Genomic DNA, 25,486 nt, shown 5'->3' on the forward strand with positions numbered 1-25,486 from the left:
ATGGACTCGTCCATCCAACTCGTCATCCTTGCCGGCCTCGTCATCGGGCTCATCTATGGCGCCGTGGGCCTGCTCAGCGGCTTCTGCCTGATGAGCAGCATGCGCGGCTGGCTGGTCGAAGGAGACGGGCGGCTGGTGCGAACCTTTGCGATGGCGATTGCTGTTGCGGTTGCTGCGAGCCAATTCCTTGCCGGTAGCGGCATGGTCGATCTCGGCAAGTCGATCTATCTGCAACAATCCTTTTCAGTGCCGGTGCTGTTCCTCGGCGGCCTGTTGTTCGGCTACGGCATGGTGTTGTCGAACGGCTGCGGCTCGCGGGCGCTGGTGCTGCTCGGCCGCGGCAATCTCCGCTCTTTCGTCGTCGTGATCGTGCTCGCCATCGCCGCGCAGATGACGCTCAAGGGCCTGATCGCGCCGGCGCGCATCGCGCTGCTTCAGGCCTCGCAAACGACCGTCAACGCCAATTCGCTGCCGTCACTGTTGGCGACATTCGGCCCCGGCGAAGCGGCATCGCGCGCGCTGGGCGCTGCCGTAATCGTCGTTGCGCTGATCCTGTTTGCGTTCGCGCACCCGGCGTTCCGGCGTTCGCCCGGCCAGATTGCAGCCGGTGTCGTCGTTGGCCTCCTGGTCGCCAGCGGCTGGTTCGTCACCGGCTATCTCGGCGCCGACGATTTCAATCCGGTCCCGGTGACCTCGCTCACCTTCGTCGCGCCGATTGCCGATAGCCTGCAATACGCCATGCTCTCGACCGGTCTGACGCTCAACTTCGGCATTGCTACCGTGGCCGGCGTTCTCGCCGGCAGCCTTGTCACCGCGCTCGCCACAGGCCGTTTCCACCTCGAAGGTTATTCCTCGCCGCGCCACATGCTGCGGTCTGCCGGCGGCGCCGCGCTGATGGGGATCGGCGGCGTGATGGCGTTCGGCTGCTCGATCGGGCAGGGGCTCACCGGCGTATCGACGCTCGCTCTGGGCTCGTTCGTCGCGGTCGCCGGCATCCTGCTCGGCACGACGGCCGGCCTGCGCGGCGCACTGCGGGTTCAGCCGCTCGCGGTGGCCTGACCGCGCAGCAGCCGGTCGCCCAGCGTCGCAAGACCGATGCCGGTGACGATCAGTCCGGCCGCGACGGCAAGGCTCATGTCGATCGGCTCGCCCAGCAGGATCGCCGCGCTGGCGATGCCAACGAGCGGCGTCCCGGTGGTGCCGAGCGACGTCGTCAGGGCCGAGATGCTCTTGTTGACCATCGACATCGCCCAATAGGCCAGCGCCGTTCCGATCAGGCCGGAATACAGGAAAAGCAGCACGAGCTTCCACGACCATTCCGCGTGCGGCGGGCCCTCCATGATAACAGCCGATCCCGTCAGTACGATCGTCGCCACGAGCACCTGCCAGAGCAGGAGCTGGAGCGGCGATGCAATCCAGCGATGCGCGCTCATATAGATGATGTTCGCGGCCCAGGACATCGCGGCCAGGACGACCATGCCGGCCCCGAGCAGGACGTTGGTATTGGTCCAATCGATCGACGTGGGGTTCAGGATCACGGCAAGGCCGATCAGCCCGAGCAAGGCGCCGGCGAGCTTGGGCGCCGTCAGCGTATCCTTCCCCAGCAAGGGCGCGGCGATCGCGACCCAGAGCGGCGTGGTGTAGCCGAGCACGATCGCCTTGCTTGCGGGCAGGAAGCGCACACCGGCCGCAACCAGAACCGAGAACACCGTCATGTGCAGCAGCGCGACGCTGAGGATCACCGGAATGTCGCGCCGCTCCGGGATCATCAGATTGTTGCTCAGCCCGAGGATCACGAACAATCCGGCCAGCGCGATCCAGCTCCGGATCGCCGAAGTCCATAGTGGCGGAAGGAACTGGACGAGTTGCTTCGTCACCGACCAGTTCACGCCCCAGGCCAGCACGACGATCAGGAACAGGCCGACGGCCGCGCGGGAGGAGAGGGAGTTCATCGCAAAATCCTTGAAGCAGTCCAGTCCGGCGGATAGCATCCGGAGTGGCACCTGAAAAAGTGCCAGATCGGAAAGGAATAAGGTGCCAGTTTCGGAAGGTGTGATCTCCGCCCTGATCGAGCTGAAGCGGACCGACGACGAGGGGCTGACGGCGCAGCTGACGAGCCAGCTGCGAAACCTGATCGCGACCGGTCGGCTCGGCAAAGGCCGCGCGCTGCCGTCGAGCCGCCGGCTCGCGAGCGACCTCGGCGTCTCGCGCAACACCGTTACTTATGCCTTCGAGCAGCTCGCCGCCGAGGGATATCTCGAGGCGTCGCACGGTCGTCGTCCCATGGTCACGGTCGACGGCGGCCGTAACGAAGGGACGGGCGCGGTCGCACCGAGCGTCCGCTCGGGCAAGCCGCGGCTCTCGCCCTGGGCGTCGAAGCTCAAGCAGACCGACTGGCCGATGTCCTATCAGGCGCCGCTAAAACCCCTGCGTCCGGGGCATGGAGATGCGCGGGAGTTTCCACACGAAGTGTGGGCCCGCTGCCTGCGCCGCAGCGCGGTGCGCGCAGCCAAGCGTGAGCTTGGACCGGTCAACCGGACGCGCCTGCGCCGGGCGCTGGCGCATTATCTGGCCGCCAGCAGGGGCGTCCGCGCCGCCGCGGACCAGATCCTGATCCTGCCGAGCGCGCAGGCCGCGCTGACCCTGATTGCGGCTGCGCTCATCACGCCCGGCGACGATGTCTGGGTCGAGGACCCCGGCTATCCCGGCGCTGCGGCGGCCTTCCGCGCCTCCGGCGCGCGCGTGATGGGGATGAAGCTGGATGAGCAGGGCATGCAGCGGATGCCGGGCATGACCGCGCCAAAGCTCATCTTCATGACGCCCTCGCATCAGCATCCGACCGGGCGGCTGATGTCGCTCGCGCGCCGCACCGAATTCCTGGGCATGAGCAGGCCAGGCGAGACCTGGATCGTCGAAGACGATTACGACGGCGAATTCCACTATGACAGCCGGCCGGTGCCGGCCTTGCAGGGGTTAGACGCCCATGGCCGCGTGTTCTATGTCGGAACGTTTTCGAAGGCGATGACGTCGGATATCCGGCTCGGCTATGTCGTCGCGCCACCAGGGCTGGTCGGCACCCTCGAGATCGCACAGCGGCACATCGGGCTGATCGCCTCCAGCCACATCCAGGAAGCGCTGGCGGAGTTCATCGCCGACGGGCATTTTCTCGCGCATCTGCGCCGGATGCGGCGGCTCTATCACGCGCGCCGCGATCACCTCGTCGAGGGACTGGAGTGCCATCTGGGCGAAGTTCTGTCCGCCGAAGTGCCGTCGGGCGGCATCCAGCTGGTCGCCCGCCTCAAGCGCGGTCGCGCCGATCAGGCGGCGGTACAACGGCTGGTCGAGGCAGGCGTCGAAACGCGGGCCCTGTCCAGCCTGGCGCTCGGCCGTCCACGCGACCATGGCCTGCTGCTCGGCTTCGCGGCCTGGCGCGAGAATGAGATCAGCGCGGCGGTGCGGACGATGGCGTCGTGCTTCTAGAGCATGATCCGGAAAAGTGTGAAGCGGTTTTCTGAAAAGATCATGCTTAAACAATAACGCGCTAGTCCACGGCCTTCGTCACGATGCGGATCTCCGAGGTCAGCGTCCGGTGCACCGGACATTTGTCGGCGATCTCCATCAACTTCTTGCGCTGCTCCGCGTCGAGCGCGCCGTCGATCGCGATGTCGCGCTCGATCTGGTCGAGCATGCCATCGCGCGTCTCGCACTCCGCGCAGTCCTTGGCGTAGATTTTCGAATGCTTCAGCGTGACCGTGACGCGATCGAGCGGCAGCGATTTGCGATCGGCATAGAGGCGCATGGTCATGGAGGTGCAGGCACCCAGCCCGGCGAGCAGGAAGTCGTAAGGGCCGGGGCCGGCATCCTCGCCGCCGGCCGCGACCGGCTCGTCAGCCACCAGGTGATGCGGGCCGACGGTGATGGCCTGGTTGAACTTGCTCTTGCGGGTTTCCTGCACCACCACTTTGCGCGGCTCTTCCGCGAGATCCATCGCCTTCGCGGGCTTCGCGGTGTCGATGTAGCGGCTGGCCCAGGCCGCGATCACGTCGGCCGCGTAGAGGGCGTCGGCCGGCTTGGTCAGGAGATGATCGGCGTGGTCGAGCGAGACGAAGCTCTTGGGGTGTCTTGCCGCAACGAAAATCTTGGTCGCATTGTCGATGCCGACGGTGTCGTCGACAGGTGACTGCATCACCAGCAGCGCCTTGTGCAGGCCGGTGATGTCCTTCATCAGTTCTTGCTCGGCGATGTCGTCGAGGAATTCGCGCTTGATCCGGAACGGGCGCCCCGCGAGCGAGACCTCGACTTCGCCCTGCGCGCGGATGCTGTCGAGATGCTCGCTGAACAGACCGGTGACGTGAGCGGGATCGGACGGCGCCGCGATGGTCACGACAGCCTTGGCTTCCGGAATCCTTCCGGCCGCGGCGAGGATCGCGGCACCGCCGAGGCTGTGGCCGATCAGGATCGATGGCGCCGTGCGGAGCTGGCGCAGATGATCGGCGGCGCGCACGAGGTCGGCGACGTTGGAGGTGAACGTCGAATTGGCAAAATCGCCTTCGCTGGAGCCGAGCCCGGTGAAGTCGAAGCGCAGCACCGCAATGCCCGTGGCGGCGAGCGCGACCGAGATGCGTTTTGCTGCCAGCGTGTCCTTGCCGCAGGTGAAGCAGTGCGCGAACAGCGCGTAGGCCGCGGGCTCGCCATCGGGCAGTTCCAGCGCGGCGGCTAGTTGATGGCCACCTTCGCCGGTGAATTGAAAGCGTTCGGTCGGCATGGGTTTCCCCCGTCCTTGCTTGAACTTAATCGCTTGAATAACGCTGCTCGGCCCAGGGATCGCCGCGGTTATGATAGCCGCGGACTTCCCAGAAGCCCGGCGCGTCCTCGGTCAGGAACTCGATGGCCTGGAGCCATTTGGCGCTCTTCCAGAAATACAGATGCGGCACGACGAGCCGTACCGGGCCGCCGTGCTCTTCGGTCAGCGGCTGACCCGACCAGCTGTGGGCGAGCAGCGCGTCTTCGGCGGCAAAGTCTTCCAGCGTCAGGTTGGTGGTGTAGCCGTCATGGGAATGCAAGACAACGAAGCGCGCGTCCTCGCGCGGCCGGCAGGCTGCCAGCAGTTCGCGCGTGGCGAGCCCTTCCCATTGATTGTCGTAGCGCGACCAGGTCGTCACGCAGTGAATGTCGGAGGTGAACTGCGCCTGCTTCTGCGCTGCGAATTCGGCAAACGTCCAGAATACGGGGGTCTCGATCGCACCGTAGACGTCGAGCCGCCAGCGCTCGCGCGAAACCGGCGGCACGACTCCGAGATCGAGCACCGGCCAGTCCTTGGTGAGATGCTGGCCCGGCGGCAGCCGCTGATCCTCCGGTCGCGTAACGCGGCCGGTGAGGAAGCGGCCTTCGCGCGCCCATTTCTCCTTGGTGCGCGTCAGCTTGCTGTCGGGCGGCTCGTTGTCGTCGGCCATGAGCTACTCGTGGCGGTGCATCGCGGAGGCGTGCTTGGTGTCACGCATGGTGGAATAGATGATCAGCGACAAACAGATGACGCCGGCGAGATAGTAGTAGAACCACTCCTCATGCCCGATGCTCTTGAAATAGAGCGCGATCGCCGGCGCCGTACCGCCGAAGATCGAGACCGTGATGGCGTAGGGCAGGCCGACACCGAGGGCGCGGACATTGGTCGGGAACAGCTCGGCCTTCACCACGGCGTTGATCGAGGTGTAACCGGCGACGAACAACCAGGCGCAGCAGATCAGGATGAAGGCCATGAAAGGCGACTTGGTCTCCTTCAGCGTCATCAGCAGCGGCACGGTCGCGAGCGTACCCGCGACGCCGAAGAAGATCAGCAATGGCTTGCGCCCGATCTTGTCGGAGATCGCGCCGTAGATCGGCTGCAGGATCGTCGCGAAGATCAGCGTGCCGAAAATCACGAAAGTGGTCTGGTCCTCGGTCAGGCCGACCGAGAGCTTGACGAACGTCTGCATGTAGGTGGTGAAGGTGTAGAACGCCGCGGTGCCGCCGGCCGTGAGGCCCACTACCAGCAGCAACTCGCGCGGGTAGCGTAGCAGATTGGCCAGCGAGCCGGTCGGCTTCACCACCTTCTTGGCTTCCTCGAAGGCCTCAGTCTCGTGCAGATTGCGCCGCATCACCGCGGCAAAGATCGCCAGCGCCGCGCCGATCGCAAACGGGATGCGCCAGCCCCAGGCCCTCAGCTCCTCCGGCGTGAGGAAGACCTTTTGCAGGAGCAGCAGCACGATGATCGCGGTGAGCTGGCCGCCGATCAACGTGACGTATTGAAAGCTCGAATAGAAGCCGCGATGCTTGGGATCGGCAACCTCGCTGAGATAGGTTGCGCTGGCACCATATTCGCCGCCGAGGCTCAGGCCTTCGATGACGCGGGCGAGCGCCAGGATCACCGGCGCGGCGAAACCGATGGTCGCATAGGTCGGCGTCAGCGCGATGATCAGCGAGCCGAAGCACATGAAGACGACGGATAACGTCAGCGAGATACGCCGGCCGAAATGATCCGCGATGTAGCCGAACAGCCAGCCGCCCAAGGGGCGCATCAGGAAGGTCGCCGCGAACACCACGGCGACGTTCAATTGCTGGACGACGGGGTCGTTGCCGGGGAAGAAGGCCGGAGCGAAATAGAGCGCGAACGCCGTATAGGCGTAAAAATCGTACCACTCGACGAGATTGCCGATCGAGCCGATGAAGATCGCCTTGATCCGCCGTTTGGCGTCGGCGATGTCGATGTCGATATCGATGTGATCAGAGGCCGGTAGGGTTGCTTGCTCTGTCACGTCCGGCCTCTCTCCGTTGGTCTTGGAAAGGCCTACATCGCCTTTCCGAACAGAAATGGCAACTGGCGGGGGCCTCTCACCGTGCCCTGTGACCAGGTCACCGTGCCTGCCGGATCGAGGGAGGAGTCCGGGATCCGCTTCAGCCATTCCTCCAGCGCAACCTGCATCTCCATGCGTGCAAGGTTGGAACCGACGCAGCGGTGGATGCCGAGGCCGAAGGCGGCATGGCGATTCTCCCGGCGGTCGATCACGACTTTGTCAGCGTCCGGAAACATCTTGGGGTCGCGGTTGGCGGCCGGGAACGACAGCAGCACCATGTTGCCCGCCTTGACCGGGCAGCCCGAGATCGTGGTCTCCTTGACCACCTCGCGGGCCATGGTCACCGGCGAATAGGCCCGCAGCAGCTCCTCCACGGCGATCGGGATCAGCCCGGGCTCGGCGATCAGCCGTTCGCGGTCGGCCGGCGTCCGGGCGAGATGCCAGAGCGAGGAGCCGATCGCACTCCAGGTGGTGTCGATGCCGGCGATCAGGAGCAGCCGCAGCGAACCCAGCACATGGGACTCTTCCAGCGGCTGGCCTTCCTTGTCCTTGGCGTTCATCAAATAGGAAATCAGGTCGTCGGTCGGCTTCGATCTGCGCTCCTCGATATGCGTCCTGAAATAGGCGCTCATCTCCTGCACGGCCTGGAGCAGCTTGTTCTCGTCCTTGATGCCGAGCTCGAGGATCATGTGGATCCAGTCGATGAACAGATCGCTGTCGCTCTCGGGAATGCCGAGCATATGGGCGATGGCCTGAACCGGGATATATTTGCTGTAGCGCGCTGCGGCATCGACCTTGCCATCGGCGATGAACCCGTCGATCAGCTCGTTGCAGATCGCGCGCATCCGCGGTTCCAGCTTCTTCATCGCGTCCGGCGTGAAAGGCGGCAACAGCAATTGCTTGGCTGGCTTGTGCACGGGCGGGTCGGAGGTGATCGGCGGAGCGGCGTTCCTGGCGACTTCGGGCCGAACGTCACGGACGATGATGCGGCGCGAGGAGAAATGCTCGGTGTCGTTGGCGATCTCGCGCACCGCCTCATAAGTCGTCGGCATGTAGCAGCCGAGGAAGCGCTTTGTATGCACCACCGGGCTCGCGGAGCGAAGCTCCTCCCAGATCGAGAACGGATCCTCCGTCCATTGCGGATCGGTGTGGTCGAAATCGTTGACCCAGTCGGTGACGGGCGGGTGGGCGACAGGCTGGCTGACGTCGGACATGGCAGGAAATCCCTCAGGGCTCGTGTTCGCTAAAAGCACGCAAGCGGGCAGGGGCCGCGCTACTCCTCGATCACATCGATTGCGATTTCCGGGCAATTGGATTTGGCAAGCCAAGCCTTGTCTTCGAGGCCGGGCGGCACGGTGCCGTCCCCGGCCTCATGGGCGTTGCCGTATTCGTCGAGCTCGAACAGCTCCGGCGCGAGCGCCTTGCAGCGCGCGTGGCCCTGGCATTTATCGGGATCGACGTGAACCCTCAGTCGCTCTGTCATGGCGGCTTCCTCGGTCGTGTGCGCGGGACGAAGGCCGCGCGTTCCTCATGTCAATTTTATCGGCGGCATTTGTCGCCGCTTTAAGTTATATCCTATTACATTCGCGGCGGGCTTCCCCTGTCAAGGGCAAACTTATAGTGGACAGTCTAGCAATTACTGCGAAACCGTCAGCAAATGGTGCGAAAGTTTCCAACTGCGCTGGCTGCCTGCGAGCATGAGATTTGTCGCGCGCACCGCAGGCAATTTGCCTCAGCCTGATCGAGCGCTGCCACAGCGTCCTTGTTCGGGTTTGGTCCTCGAGCGGAATGGACGATATCTGCACAAGGGGAATTATGCCCCCAAACCCTAGGGAACGCCGATAAACCGGTTGGCCGACACCATCAGCGGCTGAGGAAGGTCAGGCTGTCAATATCGGGGCGATAGCCCTGTCCGCGTCGAGGCACTGCCCCCGGATTCGGCGAGAACATCCTTCTAAGCTGAATACGAGGGTTCGATTCCCTTCTGAAGGGCCTGTCCGGTGGAAGCAGACGGGAGCACCTCACGAGCTATGACCGGCCCTTGGTCGGCTTCGTGTGAACGTGCATCTCATGGACACAGAAACCGGGGCGCATCTTTGGGCCGATCGTTTTGACAAGCCGATTGCCGATCTTTTCGATATGCAGGACGAAATCGTATCGCATCTCGCAAATGCGCTAAATGCTCAGCTGACAGAGGTCGAGGCAAAGCGCTCAGAACGATCTCCGGATCGCTGTTAAATGGACTTGTGCTTCCAGGGTAAGGCTTCGTGCAATAAGGGGTGGACGCCCGAACATATGGCACTAGCGCGCGCTTTCTTTGAACAACCGCTGTCCCTGGATCCTGGAAATATCGAGGCGAAGGTCGGCATGGCGGTTTCGATCTCGTAGTCGGCACTAGCTTCTTTACCGATCAACGAAACGAGCATCTTGTCATGGCCGAGGCCGCGCTGGGAAGGGTGCTGTGCCTTGCGCCGAATCATGCCTTTGCTCACTTTGCCTTGGGCGGTGTGTTCATTTGTCGTTGTCGAGCCGCTCAAGCCGTTGCTGAGTGTGTACGAGGAGGAGTAGGCCAATCTCGCGGGCCTCGAACGGCGCAACGAATATGCCGTCCGGACGGTCGCGCAGCAGCCGCGCCAGATTGGTATTGCGCATGGTCATTGGCAGCTGGCGCAGGTCCTGGCCAAGCGCGAGGATGTCGAACGCATAGAGCTGCACCTCGTGATCGTGCTTGCGCGGGTGCAGGGCGTTGAATCCGATGCGCCGTCGACACCGAGCACCACGGCCTCGCCGTCGATGACGAACTGCTGCTCGCGGTTCTTCAGCGCGGCATCGACGATCCAGGGATATCTCTTAGTCCAGTCGTGGCCGTTGCGGATGAAGAGCACGGTCTTGCCCTGGCGCTCGACGCGCAGGCGATAGCCGTCATACGTGATTTCGTGGATCCAGTCGGGTCCGGCCGGCACCACCTTGGCGGCGGTCGGCAGGCAGAATTCGAACGCGGGACGCATAGGCCGTAGAGTGTGAAGCCCTCGGAGCTTTTGTGGGCAGCCCCGTCCAAAGTCTATCGGCGCCGATCAGCGGTCCGTACAAATACCGATAGACAGCGGTACACTACTCTCATTAGTTGCAGCCTTTTGATTGAAAGGCTTGGAATGTTGCCCGAGATAATTGCCTACGGCATCGTCATTGCTGTCGTGGCCGGGGTTGCGTGGGTGGTGGCGCAGCGGCTCGGCGCCTCCATGGCCCGCTGGTCTCTCCGCGTTCAGGCCCGATACGTCAAGGCTGGTCAACCGCCCGGCTACCACGACCGCCTGAAGGAGATCCGCGCACTCTATGCAGCGTGGACTCACGAGGAAGCGACCGTCTGGCAGATGTAGATCGGGCTCAAGTGCAGACGTTCATTCAATGTCGCCAGCCGTCCTTGTCGGCCTCCACCTGAAGCCTTCCGACATGTGCGGCACTTCATCTTCGCCAGGAACGTTGCAGGCCTGGCAGAGGGGCGCCAGCGCGGCCACAGCTGCAGGCGCGTGGGCCGTCCCAGGAACGGTCCGGGTGGTTCTCGCAAACCCAGCCGAGATCGTCACAGTTGGCGCACATCGTGATCGTGGCACCGGCCACCGCCGGCTAATCTTCGCTGGACATCAGGCGACCCCGCGCAAGGGCAGCGCGAGCTGCATGTCGAAGGGCTTTGTGGCGTTAGCGGCGATGAAGTCTTGCAGAGCAGACGAGAGCTCGGCGTCGGTGTTGGCTGTGCGCCGGGCCAGTGCGTCGGCGACGTCGGAAGTCACATCCCGCGGCCACCCCTCGACGGGATTGAAGGATACGATTCGAACCGGATAAGCGTACTGGCCGGACAGGAGATTTTGCAGGATGATCTCGAGGTCGGTGTCAGTCTCGTCGGTCTCGCGCCAGGCGCAACCGGCACGCGCGCCGAAGTCTTCAAGCACCAGATAGATATCGCGGTCGAGGCGGTCGGCCGTATAATTTGGCTAAGTTCATCGCGCTGTCGGAAAGCGTCGCCCGGCAATGTTCGGCGATCTGCCATCCGTCGATGCCTCCGGGCAGCTTGACGTCCGTGATGAGAACGTCGGTGATTCGCCGCCCGTGCCACGCCAATGCCTCTTCGCCGTCAGCCACATGGATGACCTCGTACTCTTCCTCTCGCAAAGCGTCCACCACGAACTGCTAGTAATACTGTTAGTGCTAGAGCATTCAACTTGCTCCAGCGATACGGCTTATCAATGGCCGAAGGTTCGCTTCAAGAAAGTCTCGCGAAAATCAAGGCATGAACGCCTGTGTAGTCGCCGCAGAGAGCACAACGAGCGGAGGGCTGATCGTTCTCAGACTGACGCCGTTGAGCAGTGGTCAGGAAGATCGCCAGTTAGACGTTTGTTGGTTGGAGTTGCTACCTAAAATCATCGTCGACAGCGCAGAACTTGCGATTGATCTCAGTTCATGCGGAACTTCAACAATGCACGGGTTTGGAACGCCACGTCACAAAGCCTGTTGTCCTTTCAGAAATGACCGTTGTGGTCGCACCCCCCATTTTCTTGGAGCGTCAGATGAGCAAACGCAAACCGGCGACGGCGCCGAAGCGCGCCCGGAATCCGAAAATGACCGCGCGGGCCCAACGGCACAAGCAGAGCATTGTTAGAAGCCCGAAAGAGAATTTACTTCGCTCTGTTGCGGCAGTCTCGATTGAACCGCCTCCTGAGCTTCATGATCCTAAACACGAGGTTCCTATCATTGAGACTCGGGTGGATGCCTTACCAAATGACCTCAGTCAGAGAATGACGGATAGCGATCCAACGAAAGGCTTTGCTTTAGCGACGGCAAACATGCAGGCGTATCAAGGGAAGCTTCTTGAGATAGCCGAGGCCAACGCGCAATTTGCTTTTGAATTCGGCCTGAGACTTGCGACGATCAGGTCACCAACTGAATTTTTCGGCGTCATTACGGAGTTTACAAGCAGACGGGTCGATATGTTCGGGCAGCATTCGAAAGAATTGGCGGCATATCCGTTCTGGCGCATCAAGCGCCCCCGAGAGCTCACGGCTCTGCCGGGACGATAACTGAAGCCGTACCCGCTGCGGAAAAGGATGGACGCAAACGCGGATTTCGAAAGGGGCGATGCCGCCGCGCCTTGCGTGCGTTAGGATCCTGCATGGAAAGGGTGACCGGCTCATCGAGGCCAACCAGTCGCGCCGTGTCCGGAAGTGGCCCTGAACCGAACCCCGCTGATCCTGTTGTCATACGTCTATCGTGGTAGAGCAGACGTGGACCCGCGCTCGCTTCGACGGTCGGTTGTGACCCATTGCGGGCGTTAGCGTTCGAGCGTTTTGGAGAACAATCTTTTAAGCCTGTACTTCGGACCTCGCGCATTGTCCTCTTCCGTGCGGCTGTTAGGGAATAAGCGGACATCGCGGAATTATGTGTAGACGCCCCAGCGCCATTCCGGCCTAAGTTCCTAAATCTTACATTTGACCGGTCGACGCGCCGATCGCTTAACGAGCGGCTCTTTTCTCCGGGTCGTCCCGGCGCTGCGCCATCTCTGTGTTTCGATCGAGCTGCGCACGCTCGCTGCGGCGCATCCTTCCCGTCTTTATGACGCCATAGAGAATTGTGCCACCCAAGATGAAGGCGCCGATAAACATCATCCAGAGCGCCGTCACCGAGGTATCGCCGAGTAGCATTCCGACGCCACTGTTTCCCATTTTCGCTCTCGCTGTTTTGTCTGGAGAACCAAACCCGCATTGGAGCGGAGGTTCCCTGTTTCGTTCCTATTGTACGGTCTCGCGCTTAGGCACAATTCATGAGGCCCGATGTTAGAAACGAATGGAGGACCACCCGGCCGAACAAACTGAGGGCGATGTGCTGGACAAACTCCGGCGCCATATCCGCATTTTGGTCGATATCGGTCGTCTTTCGGTTGAAGAGGCCGGAACAGAACGCTTCTTGGACCAAGCGGTGCTGCAAATTGCCCGAGCCGTGGAAATCGACCATGTTAAGGTGCTTCAATATCGTCCAGACACGTCCGATCTTCTGTTGATTGCGGGAGTCGGCTGGAAGGATGGTGCCGTCCGCACCGCCACGCTGTCGGCCGACCTCCGCTCGCCGCCTGGCCGCGCTTTCCAAACGGCCGAGCCTGTCAGCATCAGAGATTTCGCCGAGCAGAACGAATTTGTTTGTTCCGAGTTCTTGGCGGAGCACAGCATTGTGGCTGTCAGCAACGTCCCGATCCTCATCGGCGGCGCCGCATGGGGCGTGCTGGAGGTGGACAGTACAAAGCCGAGAGACTTCTCCCAGGATACGACCGAGTTTCTGACCGCCGCCGCCGCGCTGATAGGTGCTGTGCTGCGTCGCGGTGCGCAACCGGACGAACATGCAAGCCTTATGGCTGCGGTCGCGGAAGCTAAAAAGGGGCAGATCTTGCTTCGAGAGATGCAACATCGGGTCAAGAACAATTTTCAACTCGTCCTGTCCTCGATTTCCATCCAGAAGCGCCGCTATCTTGATCCAGAATCACACCGCGCTCTGGACCACGTGGCCAGCCGCATCAACGCCATCTCGCTCGCACATGATCAGCTTGCCCCTCGCCAAGAGGGGCAGATCGTTAGACTTTCCCATTACATCCGGGCTCTTTGCAGCGCGATCCGCAATCAGGTGGATGAGGTTGAAGTCGACGTCGAATGCGACGAGCTCGAATTGGCGATCGACCGGGCCCTCCCGGTTGGCCTCATTTTGAATGAGACTGCGATGAACAGCATCAAGCATGCGTTCGGTGCAGAGGGAGGCAGGATCAGCGTAAGTTTGGTGGGAGGCGTCGGCTACGGCGAGGCCCGATTGACAGTGACCGACAACGGTCGCGGCATTCAACATCCGAACAAAAACGGGTCGGGCCTTAAGCTGATTACCTCTCTGGCGAGACAAATTGGCGGTACCGTCAACCAGACCAGCAGCGACGCGGGTACAACAACAACGCTTACATTCCCTTTGATAATGTAAAGTGGGACCTGCTGAGCAGGCACGGGATAGGCTGCGCCTCAGCTATCGCGGGCCGGGTCGGCCGATGGTACACCTGCGGACCAAGCAAAGCCCCATATCGTCGCCGAGGTGGGTAGTCGGGTTGTGGCCCTTAGCCGCAGGTCGATTGAGCGCGTGTCATGTCGGCTGTCAGGCAGACCGGACACCGATCCAACTTGGCGTCCACCGCTGATTTCGAACCCAGGCGGCAATCGACCGCAGAGAAGCGGATGTAACCTTCACGACAACAACGCTAGACAAGACCGCCCGTTTAGAGCGCTAAATGTTTTTCGTCATCCTCTTGAAACGTTTTTGCTCGTGACAGATTTTTTGGACGCCGCAGACGTGGCGGCCGGGGCGCCTTCGGGGCCCCGCAATCAAGGCGGGCGCCGGACGGTGTCCGGTGCCAGCTCGTACCCAGCTTGCTCTTTGGAGGATTTGGCTATGAGGTATGATTGGACTCCCCTGTGGAGGTCGACCATTGGGTTCGACCACCTGTTTGACGTTCTCGACGAGGTCCAGCGGACCGCTGAAGAGACCTATCCCCCCTATAACATCGAGCGGCTCGACGAGAACCGCTTCCAAATCTCGGTGGCGCTCGCCGGATTCACACCGGACGAGGTGGGCCTTACGGTGGAGCAGAATGTCCTGACGTTGGAAGGCCATAAGGCCGAGAAGGACGAGAAGAGCTTCCTGCATCGCGGAATGTCGACACGGTCGTTCAAGCGCCAGTTCACCCTGGCTGACCACGTTGAGGTCAAGGGCGCGCACTTCGAGAATAGTCTGTTGGTCATCGAGCTTCAACGCGAGATTCCCGAGGCCATGAAGCCGCGGCGCATCGCCATCGCGGGCGCAAGCACCGGGCAGGTCAAGCAGATCGAAGGCAAGGCCGCCTGACCAACCCGCGGCCTGGTTCCGATCGCCGCCGCGCGGGTGCTCCCGCGCGGCCACCCTAATGCGTCTTATGATGGGTAGGAGCTTTAGCCATGCGGACGACGCCCACACACGATAACGTCTTCGATTTAAATGCTCTTCTTCACCCCGGCACGGTGTTCTCGCATTCGCGCGAGGTCGTCGCTGACCCGAATTTGAGTCTGGCCGAGAAGCGGGCCATCCTCGCGTCATGGGCTTCTGACGCCTCGGCGATCGCGTCCTGTCCAGCGTTACGCTCGCCGGACGGACTAAAGGCGCCTGTTCATATCGACGAAATTCTGGAAGCGCTACGCGGGCTAGACGGGAACGGTCCGCGCAACCCGCCGGGCGGCAAGCCCATGCGTCTGCGCTGGGCCGAGCGTCGCGCGGCGGCGTGAGCGAGGGGTCTGCAAGTGATTCCATGACTGACGTCACACAGTTGATTCCAGGTCGCTTCTATTGGGTCCTTGTGCGCTCAAGCACGAAACATCCCGAGTGGCAGGCGGCACGCTTCGCCGGCGCTACCTGCCAAGGCGACGGCGCCAAGTGGGACTTCATCGGCTTCAATAGCGACGTCGGTCATCTTTTCGTCGAGGTCGTCGACATCGGCTCAGAAATACTGTCTGTCTAAACGCTCGCGTTAAGATGCCTAGGAAGCCAAGCGACAGCGCAGCTATCGATCCACTGCGCGGATTCCCTGTTTCTGTACAACCGCTGCGGCCCTGCCCTTTCTGCGGCGGTTCGGAGGTCAACAGCAACATCGATCCAAAATTCGTAGTATGTAAGAAATGTTCGGCTTTCGGCCCCAATGCGCCACCGTTAAGTAGGCGGCCGAGCATTGGAACAAACGCACCGCCCCCTAAAGCGAAGATGTGGCGGAACTTGTTTCTCTTTCGGAACGGTATGGCGTTCTTGCGGGCGGCGAGCCAGACCAGCTAGCAAATAGGAAGTAGGCCAATTACCAGCCGAGCCGCGCCCACAGGGCACCAAGCAGCACGAGCAGGGCGAGCCAGCCCAGCATGACGACCATGCCGCGCGCGAACCGGCTCTTCACCTCACCGCGCCGAGCAGCTCGGGCCGTGACACCAGCACTGCGGCCGCGCCCACCAGGAGCAGCATCGACGAGACCATGATGGCGATCCACTTACTATCATCCATGGACGCCAATGCACGCGCCGTCTCGTCGTTCCAGTTACGGTGCGGGCCATCAGACGGGTGCGCAAGGCCACCGGAATAGGAAGTAGGCCAATTACCAGCCGAGCCGCGCCCACATGGTACCGAGCAGCGCGAGCAGTGCGAGCCGGACCAGCATGAGGACCATCCCGCGGGCGCGACCGATTAAGGCGACCCGTCCGGCGGGCGTCGCCAACGCGACGACAAACAGCGTGACGATGACCGCGACGATGACCAGGCCGAAAGGGGTCATGGCTGCTCAGAGCAGGGATAGTTGGACGGTGGCCCCGCGCCCGTGGGTTTCGAGGAACGCCTCAAGTGATGGCGGAACCTCGCCGCGCACGGAGCACCGCTGTTGCAGCGCCTCGGCAATGTCCTCGGAGGCATCCCGCGACCAGCCCTCACCAGTGTTGAAGCTCACAATGGGGCGGGGTTATTGCCCCTCCATCAGGTGGCGCAGGAGCGTCTCGCGGTCGGTGTGCTCCTCGTCCGTCTCGCTCCAGGACCGGCCCAGATGCCGCCGAAATCATTGAGCACAAGATAGATGTCCCGGTCGAAGCCAGGAACAATTGACGGGGAAGAACGCATAACACCACTCCACCGAGCTGGAGCATCAATCCAACAGGGGCGCGGCAAGGGCGTAAGATCGGCTGCGGTGATGGGCGTTATGCGCGACGGATTGGAACGGCCCCGCCCACAAGGGCTGGGGGAAATGTGGGTCGGGGCGCCCTTTACTGGCCCGTGCAATGGCCAGCCGACGCAAACGCTCCGTGTCATCCGTCGTTCCTATGTCCGGCGAGCCGCTCTTCGCTCGACGTCAGCAGGCGCACTGTACTTTGCCCACTCACGTCGGTGCGCTCCGCGCTGCTTTGGAATATCCGTGACGAAAGAGAGATTGCTGCCGTCACCGTATAGCATCTGTCTGTTCGACACCGTTCGGGTCGCATGCGCGAAATGCCGCGAGGTGTGCATCACCTAAGTTCAAAAGTGAACCGACCCACGGCTTCGCAAAGGTTTGTTCACCTTGATGTAGGGAACAGCCAAAGCGGCAATAGCCGGGCCTCATTTCGCGCGCTGAGTATCAGATCGCTGCTGCTGGGGGCCAAACGGAGATGTCCGATGGGTGTGGCAGGCTTGCGCTTCGCGCAATTGAAAAGATCGTTCCGTGTTCGAGCGGCCCTTGTCGGCATGCTCCAGGAGTTGCCGTTTGTCTGCGCGGTGATAATTGCAGTCGGCTCGACAGTCATGATCGTGATCAAGCTCTGCAAGGATTTGCCGGAGTGAGGCGGGCTGACCGCCATGGCGCTCATGCGGCCCTTTGTCTACCGATCGGCATATAAATACACTCCCGCTGATTTCAGCGCGGAACGGATATGACAGACCCATTGACGGCAGAAGCAATCTACCTGCGGCTCGGCAGCCTGATGGCCGACGCCCCCGACCTCAAGGCCGACCCGACGCCGATACGCGCCGTGGGCTCGCTCTGGGGCCGCGCTAGCGCGTCGCGTATTAATAGGCGCAAATATAGTTTCCGTACGCATCGTAGCAACTGCGGCGGTACGCAGCAGCGCCAACGGCAGCCGCGCCTACCGCTGCCGCTCCGACACCGTAGCCCCGATAGCCGTAGCCGCGATAGCCGCCCCGATAGCCGTAGCCCCGGTAGCCTGTGCCGCGCACTGCAACAGCGCCGCCGCCCCGCGGTCCTCGAACTGCGACCGCACCGCCGCGGTAACCGCCGCCACCCCGATAGGCACCTCCCCCGCGCCGAGCCTCGGCATCATCGGGGATCAAGCAGGCGATGAGCAAAACGAAAGCGGCAAGAGGAGCGAGAATATAGCGGAGCATGACAGAAACCCTTCTATGAAGTCCTTAAGCCCCGCTCGCGAGATTGCGGCTCTCTCCGCGCAGGAGGTTGATGTAGATCAATCGAACCTGCGCACTGCGGCGCCTACGCTATGTTCCCGCACCTGTCAGGAAAAAGAATGGTCGCTTCCGACGCGCGATCACGTTCGGCCGCCGTGTTCGGTGCGCCTTTTGACCTCTATCGTAGCGGTCATGCGCAGTATTGGACCAAACTCGTCTCTTGCCTCGACTTCGATAGGTCCTGTGCCGGCACCACAAATGATGGTTTCTCCTAATAATTCGCGCGCTAACCGTTCGACGGCCTTAAGGTCCGCAAGATCGATACCCTCATGATCAATAACGACGGCCGGACTGCGGTAGTCGAAGTAAAACCCTGGCATGCCGCACCAACTTGCACTGCCGGGCCGGGTTCCTAGTTTTCCCGGAGGCTTGGCAATGCCTCTGGTCCTGCTGCCCGGATTTTTCTCAGCCGACTGCCGAGTTTTCCCAGAGTCTTGTGATGCTCTACTTGAGCTGACGGAACTAAGTTTGCGCGCGGCGGCTTCGGGCTCGGCGAAGGGGCGTTTCTCGACGTGTTTGTTCATGCGCCGACCGGTGAACGGTGTAGATGTGCACCTCGTACGCAATCGGGATCGGCTCGCCGCAGAAGCACCTCGAACAGCCGTTGGAGTTTTGCGTCGGCATCTGGCACCCCTCAGCTTGCATGCGGCGCTTCCATGCGTGGAAATCGCGGTCGCGTCGCCAAACTTCAAAATCGTCCTCGCGAAGCGTCGGCTCCACCTGCTGCCATGCCCGCTCGAATGCGGCGCGGGCTTGGTCGAATGTTGTAGCCGAGCCCGAGCGCTGCGTGCTGGGCTCCATGCCTGGATAAAACCCAAGACTCCAGCCTCATTGATCAGCGCTTATCGGCACGCCAGCGCGGATGCCGATCGTCCCTATGCGGACGTCGGCGGAATAGATGTGCCAGGTTTCGTGTTGATCGTTTTCGCTTCGGCGCCGGGTCAGGTCGGTCATGGCAAAGCAGGATGGGAGCCGGTTGCGCTACCCCGTACATCGGTTGCGCTTGCTTGCACCCTTCCGCAGCCGCTCCCTCGACCAGCGGGTGAGGACTTCGGTGATCATCAGTGCTGCTTTTTCTTCAGCAACATATCAATGGCCACGAGGCCCAGGTCGAGCGGCAGCCGCTCGCCGCTCCTCCGGCGACATCCGGTCGTAGCTGCCATCCTGTTTCAGCTTCTCCATCGCCATCAGCGTGATCAGCATGCCCGCGACGATGGTGCGATGGTCTTGGTGGAGCTTGCTCAGCTTCGGCTGCTGGTCGTACTCGTCGAGCAGCTCGCGGCCGACGAGCTGCATAGCTTCGGGGTCGTTCGCCGTCGCCGCCTTGGCGAAGGAGTCGCGCAGGGTCTCGATGCGCTGGTTTTTCCTGATCATTGCTTGCTCATATCGGCGGTGAAGTTTGGCTTTTACTGTTTGGTCTCCCATCTGCCGGTCGTGCGCCGAAACCTGCCGCGCCATGGCTGCCTGAAGGAAAAGCCCATGCTGGAAGAGAAACTCAAGGAAGCCATCGTTGACGAGCTCAAGCGTCAGGCGGCCAACCGGCCGCAATCCCTGAAGGTCGAGGTTTCCTCGGAAGAACTCATCCTCAATGGAAAGATCGATCTTGCCGATCTTGTCATGGTGATCGCCGGCTCGGTTGCTGGCGGGCCTTAGCCTAAGAGCATCGCCTTCAGTTTCAGCGCGCCGGCAGGCGCCGCGCTCTTCTGGTCGTTGTCGAAATAGACATAGACATCGCATCCTTGTCGTTTCCAGGATTCGATGCGCCGCGTCCATTGCGTCAGCGTCGGCCTTCCATAGTGGCCGTAGTAGCGACCGCTTGGACCGTGGCCGCGTACATACACAAAATCCGCTGTGCGCTTCCACGGCGCGGGCGCGTCGTGATGATCCGAGAGGCAGAGCGAGATGTTTTGGTCAGCCAGCATTCGCAGGATGCGGGGTTGATACCAGCTCGGGTGGCGAAATTCGAAGCTATAGCGCCGCTTCTTCGACAGCAGTTTGAAGAAAGATGCGAGCCTGTCGGCATTCATCTCGAATTGCGGTGGCAGCTGAAACAGGATCGGCCCCGCCTTGCCGCGTAAAAAGGACATGCGATCTTCCAGCAGCTCGAGGCTGTTTTCGCTGGTGTAAGACAGGCGCTTCCAATGCGTGATAAATTTGGACGCTTTCCAGGTGAAGACGAAGTTTTCGCCGGTCTGCTCCCGCCAGGCATTCACGGCTTGCGGTGTCGGCGTTCGGTAGAAGACGCCGTTGAGCTCCGTCGTCTCGAATTGGCTGGCATAGTAGCGAAGTTGCTCTTTCAACGGCAATCCCTCCGGGAAGAAAGGACCGCGCCAGGAGTCGTAATGCCAGCCTGAAGTACCGATCAGGATGCGTGCCATTTCTGCGAGCCATCATTGTCGAGAGAATTCAAAGTCTTGGTGCCAGCGAAGAACGCTTGTGCAGCAAATACGTTGCTCGGTTTGGAGCCAGCGAGTTGCCAAGGTCGATCCCTCCGATCACGATCGGCAGCTTCGCGAGGTGCGGTAGGAACAAGCTCAAATAGAGTGGTTGGCATCATACCTATGACCTATCCACTCGGCCCCCCGCTCTGTTACGGGGGTTCTTTCTTTTATCGTGTCGTAGTGAAATGCGGCGTCGCGAGGAAGTCGCGGCCTTGATCGCTAGCGCCGCTTCGCCGCGCGGTGGCGCCAGTTGCCAGCACCCTTGCGAGCTGCAGCATCGACGATTAACGGCCTGTCAATTCGCTTTCCTGCGTAGTTTCCAGCGTTTTGATCGAACAGGGATCGAGGACTTCCCCTAGCGTTCTCTCGCCTTGGAAGGGATGCCGTGTGCAGTAAGACCGGGCCGACTAGCGGGCCAGACGCTTGATGGTCTTCGCCGCACGGTTCGGACCGTGCCACCCGAGAAATTTCAGTTCCTTGTTTTCCAGCGCATTCGTCGCCCGAAAGAACTGCTCAAGGTCGTCGCGCGCATGGGAGGGGAGATTACGGATATCCTTGAGATCCGTTTCGAGCGGTGACCGGTCTGGTACCGCAAAAACCCGGTCGTTTCGTTCCTTCTTGCCCTTGCTCCTTTGTTCGACTTCGAGAATGCCGACCGGACGACAGCGCAGCACGACGCCCGGATAGGTCTGCGCGTCATGCAGGATTAGCACATCCAGCGGATCGCCGTCCTCGGCCTTGGTCGAGGGAATGAAGCCCCAATCGTAAGGATAGGTCAGACCCGCCATCAGCGGCTTTGCCAGGGTAAAAACACCGTGCTTGGGATCGAAATCGAGCTTGCACGAGCTTCCGCGCGGCGTCTCGACGACGGCGAAGATGTTGTCGTCGTCGACCCAGCTCGGCAGTTTTGTCAGATTGGTCATGGCGACAGTCGATCTCGGCATCGACAAATGGGTACGGCCCTGTTGAAATCAGGCGCCAGACCCGGGGGCGGCGATCAAGCGGCGGTTGAGGCCTTCTTGTTAACGCCCTTGCGCAGCGCGACTGTGTTGAGCTTGGTGTTGGCCGCCTTCTCCTCGTTCAGGTTCGTGGTCAGGAAGCGCACGATATCGTCATGGCCGAGCTCTTCCGCCCACGCGATCAGCGTGCCGTAGCGGCATATCTCGTAATGTTCGACCGCCTGCGCGTTAGCGACGATCGCCGCATCGAGTCCCCCCTTGTCTTCGATCTCGCCGGCCGTCTCATCCGCTTCCTTGATGAGGCCGTCAATGGCGGGACATTGCGTGCCGCTCGGCGACTTGCCCAGTTTCTCAAAGGCCTTCTCGAGACGCTCGACCTGCTTGTTCGTCTCTTCGAGATGGCCCTTGAAGCCCGTGATCAGATCCCGGTTGGTGGCCTTGTCGATCATTTTCGGCAACGCCTTGAGGATCTGCTGCTCGGCATAATAGATGTCCTGCAAGCCGTGCAGCAGCAGATCATCCATCGTCTTGATGTCTTTTGTGAATAGTCCCATGACGTCACTCCTTGATCTCAAAGCGATGGAACGGCGCGCATTGGGCTTTGTTCCTCGCACTTTGCGGCAGCCGGCCGCATGGGGTGGGGCGCCGCACTGACCGTCCGTCTGCGAAGGGCGCGGAGGCGGCTTCCAGCCGCAGGAGGAACTGCGGCACCGAGCGGGTGTTTTGCTTCAGTATGGTGAGCACTTCGCTATGGATGGCGACCGAGATACTGCCGGCGGCGGGCGCGCTGAAAGGCGGTGTGCATTGCGATGTGGCCGTTGTCGGCTCCGGGATCGCAGGAATCTCGACCGCCTACCAGCTTTGCAAGCGCGATCAGTCGATCATCGTCATTGATCGCAAGGGCATCGTCAGCGGCATGACAGCGCGGACTTCGGCGCACTTGGCGCCGCTCTGTGACGATCTGATGAGCGAGTGCAGAAAGCTTCGTGGTGCTGAGAACGCGAAACTCGTCTACGAAAGCCAGGCCGCCGGCGTCGACCGGCCGGAGCTGACGTTCACTCTGAAGCTTAGGTCGACGTTCTCTGCGTTCTCTTACTTTGGTCACATGCTTCGCTCGTATCCTGCAACCCCGACGCGGCTCTGCTGGCCGGATCGAGGTTTGAATTCGAATGAGCCGTGGAATCTTCAGATTTTGGCTATCTCGCGGGGACCTGGAGTTGGCTGTTTGCCAGCACGTACTTAAATGCTGACTTTTTCTGTGTCCCGTCGAATGCAGGCGAAACGATGAAGCAGATCTTCTCGATGCTATCGCAATTGGTGGCTCTCAGCACGACTACGGGCTCGCTGCCGACAACCCTTGAAGTTCGCCTCAATAGGGCTGTTAGCGACGATCTCGGTTTCGCGGCCGGATCGGGTTTGATAGCTTGCATAGCTCGGCCCTTGCCGCCCCAATCCGATGGGGCGGCTGCCTGTTGGTCGAGATGCGCCAACCGTAACCATATTAACCGACACCGTCCTCGCTTCTAATGGCAAGACGTCTTGCTCAGGACTTGGACGGTGCGCCGGTCGTCGCAGCCGGTGGTGGCGGCGGGTTCTGGGGGCGAGCTTCGCGGCCATCACTTCTAGAACCGCGATCGTGTCCCGCTCGGTCGTACCGTCGCTTCGCCACAGGCCTTGTCCAGGTGCGCGGACGAAACTCGTCGCCCCGCCGAACCTGTCGGTGAGCTCCTGCAGGAAGTTGTCGAACCAGCCCGTGGAAACCGGCTCGCCCTTGCCGGTCTGCGTCGGAACGAGGATCTGCATGACTTAGGAATGATTCATAAGAGGCGCCTGGCCCGGCCGTTGGCCGGCCAACTGGCTGGAAGCGTTTCGGTCGTGACGCATTCCACCTGCTGGCCGAACCGGTTCATGTAGATGTTCATCATGGAATCATGCGTTTCGTCTGCCGAGCTGCAGAGCGCATCGGCGATGAGGATCACGCGGAAGCCCCAGTCGACCGCGCCCAATACCTTCGCGAGCACGCAGACGTCGGTTTCGCCGCCTGTGATGACGACCGTTTCGACGTCGGCTTCGCGAAGCTGCGCGTGAAGCGCGCTCCCGGTCCAAGGCGAATAGACGTGCTTGTCGAAGGTGCGCGCGGGCGGCACGAAGCGGGCGAGTTCCGGTACCAGGTCCACCATTTCTGGCCCGAGCTTATCGATGGTCATCGAACTCCAGCGTTCGTAGTAGCGCCGCCACATGCCGGCGCCCTGGCCTGGGCTTTGCGCCGGAATGAACCGCGTGAAGATTGTCCGCTCGGGATGGCCGGAGGTGATTGCGACGACGTTCGGCAGGACGAGCGGCAACCACGGCATCGTCCAATCCGTGCCTCCCGCGAACATCCGCTGCATGTCGACGCAAAGATGAACCGCATTCCGGGGAGCGCCGTAGCGGAGGTCGTACCTTTCGTCATGGCCCTTTCCTCAAAAGTCAGCTCCAACGGAGGTGTAGAGGCTTTGGTTCCTCCGGGCCTGCCAACGGGCTACAGCGAAGGAAGACGCTTCTGACATCCGTCGGGCAGGATGGCGCGCGCAAGATCGCCGGCTGCCACCTGTCCGCCAGCTCGCACCACGCCCAAGACGCCGCATCTTAATGCAGGGTCCGTTTTTGCCGACGACACGACCTGCCTTTTTAGGCCGGTCCTGAAGCGGTCGATGAGCACGCAGGGCGTCCGCAGGCCGGTCTGCTCGACGACCGCCGTAGGCCCGAGTTCGATGCGCGTGCCGAGCGGCATCTTTTCAAGGTCCAGGCCGGCCGTGGTGATGTTCTCGCCGAGTTGTCCGGGCCCTACGTCGTAGCCCGCCTCACGGACAGTCGCGAAGAGCTCGCTTGGAATGAGGTGGACTTGACGTAGGTTGGGCAGACGAGGGTGTCGCCGAGCAGCGTACCTGTGCCGCACATATTCGCCGGCGTGGGCGTCGCCGTCGACGCCGTGCCCTTTCACCAGCGTAATGCCGTCCTGCACCGGCTTGCTGAAGCGGTGTTCGCTGTCGGCAGCCACTGCCACGACCGCGCCCTCGATGGTGTCCCTCACGATCGGGGGGCCCCCACCGTGTCCGCCATCTTGGCGCCTCTGGTGCCGAGCGGCTTAGGATGTCCCGTCGTGGTGTCGCGCGCCGTCTGGTGCTCCATCTCCGCGTTGAGCTCGGCTCCGAGTAGGATCACGATCGCCGAGATCCAGAGCCACGTCATGAAGCCGATGACCGCGCCCAAGGACCCATAGGTGGCATTAAAGGTGCCGAAGTTCGCGGCGTAGAAAGAAAACAGGCCGGATGCCGCAACCCAAAGCAGGGCCGCAACCGCACTGCCCCAGGTGATCCATGTCCACCGCGGCGCCTGGCGGCTGGGGCCGAACCGGTAAATGCAAGCCAGGGCAAAGGCCAGACCGACGAAGAGTGCAGGCCAGCGCCCCATCCGGACAAGCAGGTCCGTCGCGTTTGACATTCCGACGTACTGCAGGACCACGGGGATGACGACGACGGCGCCAAGCGCCGCCACGACGAAGGCGATTGCGCCGATGGTGAATCCCAGCGACATCGCATTCAGCGTGAAGAAACCGCGTTTCTCTTGCTCGCCGTAGACGATGTTCAGCGTATCGAACAACGACTTCATGGCGGCGTTCGCGCTCCAGAGCGAGATCGCAAGCCCGATCGCGAAAGTGAAGCCCAGGGTTCGGTCGCCCTTCGTTGCGACACGCGTCAATTGCTCTCGCGCCACTTCGACGGCGCCCCCCGGAATAAAGCCCGAAACGTCGTCGAGGTGCTTGGCGATGCTGCCAGGATCGGAGAACAGACCGTAGATGGCGACGAGCGCCGCGATGGCAGGAAAAATAGCGAGAAGGCTGTAGTAGGTCATGCCGGCGGCGAGCGCGAGGACGCGGTGATCGCCGATATTGCCATAGACCCGCCAGAGGATATCCTTCCATCCTCGGGCCGGGATCTCTGCGGGCGAACTCGCTTGGCGTCCCCGGTTTCCGTCTTCGGTCGCAATTTCGGCGGGCGAGGCGTGTCTGTCGGCTTCCGCGGTTTCGGGAAATGCTTCGCCCTTTTCCGGCTTGGCAACCCGGTCGGGCGGTGCGATGCGATCCCACAGAAAGGCTATCGCCATAAGACCTAGGGCTGCCGCCAGGCTCCATCCGGTGCCATCCGGGCGTCGGGATACAATCTTTGCGGGTTCCGCCATCACA

32 protein-coding genes are annotated in these 25,486 nt (G+C 61.7%); 11 read left to right on the forward strand and 21 right to left on the reverse strand.

What is annotated here, in order from left to right; all coding sequences use genetic code 11:
• Window positions 1-1,059, forward strand: coding sequence for a YeeE/YedE family protein (locus tag AB7245_RS12670; RefSeq protein ID WP_085403958.1), 1,059 nt, complete (start codon window positions 1-3; stop codon window positions 1,057-1,059).
• Here the strand turns inward: AB7245_RS12670 and AB7245_RS12675 are convergent.
• On the reverse strand, window positions 1,038-1,952 hold the full coding sequence (locus AB7245_RS12675; RefSeq protein WP_085403973.1) for a DMT family transporter: 915 nt from the start codon (window positions 1,950-1,952) through the stop codon (window positions 1,038-1,040). The two genes, AB7245_RS12670 and AB7245_RS12675, sit on opposite strands and share 22 nt — an antisense overlap.
• Window positions 1,953-2,034: 82 nt before the next feature.
• Between AB7245_RS12675 and AB7245_RS12680 the strand changes: the two genes are divergently transcribed.
• Window positions 2,035-3,480 carry a PLP-dependent aminotransferase family protein gene (locus tag AB7245_RS12680; protein WP_085403957.1) on the forward strand — a complete coding sequence of 482 codons (1,446 nt, stop codon included), beginning with the start codon at window positions 2,035-2,037 and terminating at the stop codon, window positions 3,478-3,480.
• Window positions 3,481-3,541: 61 nt separating this feature from the next.
• On the opposite strand, the gene AB7245_RS12685 is transcribed toward AB7245_RS12680, so the two are convergent.
• The 5 genes from AB7245_RS12685 to AB7245_RS12705 are packed head-to-tail and all read right to left on the reverse strand — an operon-like array spanning window position 3,542 to window position 8,313.
• Entirely contained in the window at window positions 3,542-4,765 is a 1,224-nt protein-coding gene (locus tag AB7245_RS12685) for a bifunctional alpha/beta hydrolase/OsmC family protein (RefSeq protein ID WP_085403956.1), read from the reverse strand.
• A 25-nt stretch (window positions 4,766-4,790) separates the two neighbouring features.
• A complete protein-coding gene (locus AB7245_RS12690) occupies window positions 4,791-5,453 on the reverse strand; it encodes a sulfite oxidase-like oxidoreductase (RefSeq protein WP_085403955.1) in 663 nt (220 codons plus the stop codon).
• A 3-nt stretch (window positions 5,454-5,456) separates the two neighbouring features.
• Window positions 5,457-6,791, reverse strand: a complete 1,335-nt coding sequence (locus tag AB7245_RS12695; protein ID WP_085403954.1) for an MFS transporter — start codon at window positions 6,789-6,791, stop codon at window positions 5,457-5,459.
• A gap of 32 nt (window positions 6,792-6,823) precedes the next feature.
• Entirely contained in the window at window positions 6,824-8,044 is a 1,221-nt protein-coding gene (locus AB7245_RS12700) for a cytochrome P450 (RefSeq protein ID WP_439034255.1), read from the reverse strand.
• Between the two features lie 59 nt (window positions 8,045-8,103).
• On the reverse strand, window positions 8,104-8,313 hold the full coding sequence (locus tag AB7245_RS12705) for a ferredoxin (RefSeq protein ID WP_007607931.1): 210 nt from the start codon (window positions 8,311-8,313) through the stop codon (window positions 8,104-8,106).
• A gap of 587 nt (window positions 8,314-8,900) precedes the next feature.
• On the opposite strand from AB7245_RS12705, the gene AB7245_RS12710 reads away from it, so the two are divergent.
• Window positions 8,901-9,068, forward strand: coding sequence for a hypothetical protein (locus AB7245_RS12710; RefSeq protein WP_354133876.1), 168 nt, complete (start codon window positions 8,901-8,903; stop codon window positions 9,066-9,068).
• Between the two features lie 273 nt (window positions 9,069-9,341).
• On the opposite strand, the gene AB7245_RS12715 is transcribed toward AB7245_RS12710, so the two are convergent.
• On the reverse strand, window positions 9,342-9,488 hold the full coding sequence (locus AB7245_RS12715; protein ID WP_354133875.1) for a hypothetical protein: 147 nt from the start codon (window positions 9,486-9,488) through the stop codon (window positions 9,342-9,344).
• Window positions 9,485-9,838 carry an ATP-dependent DNA ligase gene (locus AB7245_RS12720; RefSeq protein WP_354133874.1) on the reverse strand — a complete coding sequence of 118 codons (354 nt, stop codon included), beginning with the start codon at window positions 9,836-9,838 and terminating at the stop codon, window positions 9,485-9,487. Before AB7245_RS12720 ends, AB7245_RS12715 begins: the two co-directional genes overlap by 4 nt.
• Window positions 9,839-9,985: 147 nt before the next feature.
• Between AB7245_RS12720 and AB7245_RS12725 the strand changes: the two genes are divergently transcribed.
• The gene (locus AB7245_RS12725) at window positions 9,986-10,207 is read left to right on the forward strand and encodes a hypothetical protein (protein ID WP_439034256.1); all 222 of its coding nucleotides are present in this window, start codon (window positions 9,986-9,988) and stop codon (window positions 10,205-10,207) included.
• A gap of 264 nt (window positions 10,208-10,471) precedes the next feature.
• Here the strand turns inward: AB7245_RS12725 and AB7245_RS12730 are convergent, their stop codons facing one another.
• Window positions 10,472-10,777 carry a hypothetical protein gene (locus AB7245_RS12730; protein WP_439034257.1) on the reverse strand — a complete coding sequence of 102 codons (306 nt, stop codon included), beginning with the start codon at window positions 10,775-10,777 and terminating at the stop codon, window positions 10,472-10,474.
• Window positions 10,770-11,009 carry a response regulator gene (locus tag AB7245_RS12735; RefSeq protein WP_439034258.1) on the reverse strand — a complete coding sequence of 80 codons (240 nt, stop codon included), beginning with the start codon at window positions 11,007-11,009 and terminating at the stop codon, window positions 10,770-10,772. The genes AB7245_RS12730 and AB7245_RS12735 overlap by 8 nt, the downstream gene beginning before the upstream one ends.
• Window positions 11,010-11,392: 383 nt before the next feature.
• On the opposite strand from AB7245_RS12735, the gene AB7245_RS12740 reads away from it, so the two are divergent.
• The gene (locus AB7245_RS12740) at window positions 11,393-11,902 is read left to right on the forward strand and encodes a phasin family protein (protein WP_439034259.1); all 510 of its coding nucleotides are present in this window, start codon (window positions 11,393-11,395) and stop codon (window positions 11,900-11,902) included.
• A 432-nt stretch (window positions 11,903-12,334) separates the two neighbouring features.
• Here the strand turns inward: AB7245_RS12740 and AB7245_RS12745 are convergent, their stop codons facing one another.
• Window positions 12,335-12,544 carry a hypothetical protein gene (locus tag AB7245_RS12745; protein WP_038960214.1) on the reverse strand — a complete coding sequence of 70 codons (210 nt, stop codon included), beginning with the start codon at window positions 12,542-12,544 and terminating at the stop codon, window positions 12,335-12,337.
• Window positions 12,545-12,665: 121 nt separating this feature from the next.
• Between AB7245_RS12745 and AB7245_RS12750 the strand changes: the two genes are divergently transcribed.
• The 4 genes from AB7245_RS12750 to AB7245_RS12765 all read left to right on the forward strand — a co-directional run bounded on the left by AB7245_RS12750 (window position 12,666) and on the right by AB7245_RS12765 (window position 15,396).
• Window positions 12,666-13,835, forward strand: a complete 1,170-nt coding sequence (locus AB7245_RS12750; RefSeq protein ID WP_439034260.1) for a sensor histidine kinase — start codon at window positions 12,666-12,668, stop codon at window positions 13,833-13,835.
• Window positions 13,836-14,297: 462 nt separating this feature from the next.
• On the forward strand, window positions 14,298-14,750 hold the full coding sequence (locus tag AB7245_RS12755) for an Hsp20 family protein (RefSeq protein ID WP_439034261.1): 453 nt from the start codon (window positions 14,298-14,300) through the stop codon (window positions 14,748-14,750).
• Between the two features lie 89 nt (window positions 14,751-14,839).
• Window positions 14,840-15,163 (forward strand): hypothetical protein, encoded by a 324-nt coding sequence (locus tag AB7245_RS12760; RefSeq protein ID WP_439034262.1) that lies wholly within the window; start codon window positions 14,840-14,842, stop codon window positions 15,161-15,163.
• Between the two features lie 23 nt (window positions 15,164-15,186).
• Entirely contained in the window at window positions 15,187-15,396 is a 210-nt protein-coding gene (locus AB7245_RS12765) for a hypothetical protein (protein ID WP_439034263.1), read from the forward strand.
• 618 nt (window positions 15,397-16,014) lie between these two features.
• Here the strand turns inward: AB7245_RS12765 and AB7245_RS12770 are convergent.
• The 3 genes from AB7245_RS12770 to AB7245_RS12780 form a co-directional block, all read right to left on the reverse strand.
• Window positions 16,015-16,191, reverse strand: a complete 177-nt coding sequence (locus AB7245_RS12770) for a hypothetical protein (RefSeq protein ID WP_439034264.1) — start codon at window positions 16,189-16,191, stop codon at window positions 16,015-16,017.
• A gap of 1,750 nt (window positions 16,192-17,941) precedes the next feature.
• Window positions 17,942-18,385: a DUF6894 family protein gene (locus tag AB7245_RS12775; protein ID WP_439034265.1), complete on the reverse strand. Its 444-nt coding sequence runs from the start codon at window positions 18,383-18,385 to the stop codon at window positions 17,942-17,944.
• Window positions 18,386-18,950: 565 nt separating this feature from the next.
• Window positions 18,951-19,235, reverse strand: coding sequence for a hypothetical protein (locus tag AB7245_RS12780; protein WP_439034266.1), 285 nt, complete (start codon window positions 19,233-19,235; stop codon window positions 18,951-18,953).
• 3 nt (window positions 19,236-19,238) lie between these two features.
• On the opposite strand from AB7245_RS12780, the gene AB7245_RS12785 reads away from it, so the two are divergent.
• On the forward strand, window positions 19,239-19,514 hold the full coding sequence (locus tag AB7245_RS12785; RefSeq protein WP_439034267.1) for a BON domain-containing protein: 276 nt from the start codon (window positions 19,239-19,241) through the stop codon (window positions 19,512-19,514).
• Here the strand turns inward: AB7245_RS12785 and AB7245_RS12790 are convergent.
• The 3 genes from AB7245_RS12790 to AB7245_RS12800 all read right to left on the reverse strand — a co-directional run bounded on the left by AB7245_RS12790 (window position 19,511) and on the right by AB7245_RS12800 (window position 21,815).
• Complete coding sequence (locus tag AB7245_RS12790; RefSeq protein ID WP_439034268.1) at window positions 19,511-20,239, reverse strand: DUF72 domain-containing protein; 729 nt, start codon at window positions 20,237-20,239, stop codon at window positions 19,511-19,513. The genes AB7245_RS12785 and AB7245_RS12790 overlap by 4 nt on opposite strands.
• A 470-nt stretch (window positions 20,240-20,709) precedes the next feature.
• Entirely contained in the window at window positions 20,710-21,225 is a 516-nt protein-coding gene (locus AB7245_RS12795) for an inorganic diphosphatase (RefSeq protein ID WP_439034269.1), read from the reverse strand.
• A gap of 74 nt (window positions 21,226-21,299) precedes the next feature.
• Window positions 21,300-21,815 carry a YciE/YciF ferroxidase family protein gene (locus AB7245_RS12800; protein WP_439034270.1) on the reverse strand — a complete coding sequence of 172 codons (516 nt, stop codon included), beginning with the start codon at window positions 21,813-21,815 and terminating at the stop codon, window positions 21,300-21,302.
• 200 nt (window positions 21,816-22,015) lie between these two features.
• On the opposite strand from AB7245_RS12800, the gene AB7245_RS12805 reads away from it, so the two are divergent.
• Complete coding sequence (locus tag AB7245_RS12805; protein WP_439034271.1) at window positions 22,016-22,504, forward strand: FAD-dependent oxidoreductase; 489 nt, start codon at window positions 22,016-22,018, stop codon at window positions 22,502-22,504.
• Between the two features lie 62 nt (window positions 22,505-22,566).
• Here the strand turns inward: AB7245_RS12805 and AB7245_RS12810 are convergent, their stop codons facing one another.
• The 4 genes from AB7245_RS12810 to AB7245_RS12825 form a co-directional block, all read right to left on the reverse strand.
• A complete protein-coding gene (locus AB7245_RS12810; protein ID WP_439034272.1) occupies window positions 22,567-23,064 on the reverse strand; it encodes a hypothetical protein in 498 nt (165 codons plus the stop codon).
• Between the two features lie 14 nt (window positions 23,065-23,078).
• A complete protein-coding gene (locus AB7245_RS12815) occupies window positions 23,079-23,651 on the reverse strand; it encodes a cysteine hydrolase family protein (RefSeq protein ID WP_439034273.1) in 573 nt (190 codons plus the stop codon).
• A 131-nt stretch (window positions 23,652-23,782) separates the two neighbouring features.
• Window positions 23,783-24,334 carry an MOSC domain-containing protein gene (locus AB7245_RS12820; protein WP_439034274.1) on the reverse strand — a complete coding sequence of 184 codons (552 nt, stop codon included), beginning with the start codon at window positions 24,332-24,334 and terminating at the stop codon, window positions 23,783-23,785.
• On the reverse strand, window positions 24,331-25,482 hold the full coding sequence (locus AB7245_RS12825; RefSeq protein WP_439034275.1) for a YihY/virulence factor BrkB family protein: 1,152 nt from the start codon (window positions 25,480-25,482) through the stop codon (window positions 24,331-24,333). Before AB7245_RS12825 ends, AB7245_RS12820 begins: the two co-directional genes overlap by 4 nt.
• Between the last annotated feature and the right edge of the window lie 4 nt (window positions 25,483-25,486).

Origin of the sequence: Bradyrhizobium sp. 604_D8_N2_3 (assembly GCF_051810765.1) — a bacterium.
Taxonomy (GTDB): Bacteria; Pseudomonadota; Alphaproteobacteria; order Rhizobiales; family Xanthobacteraceae; genus Bradyrhizobium; species Bradyrhizobium barranii.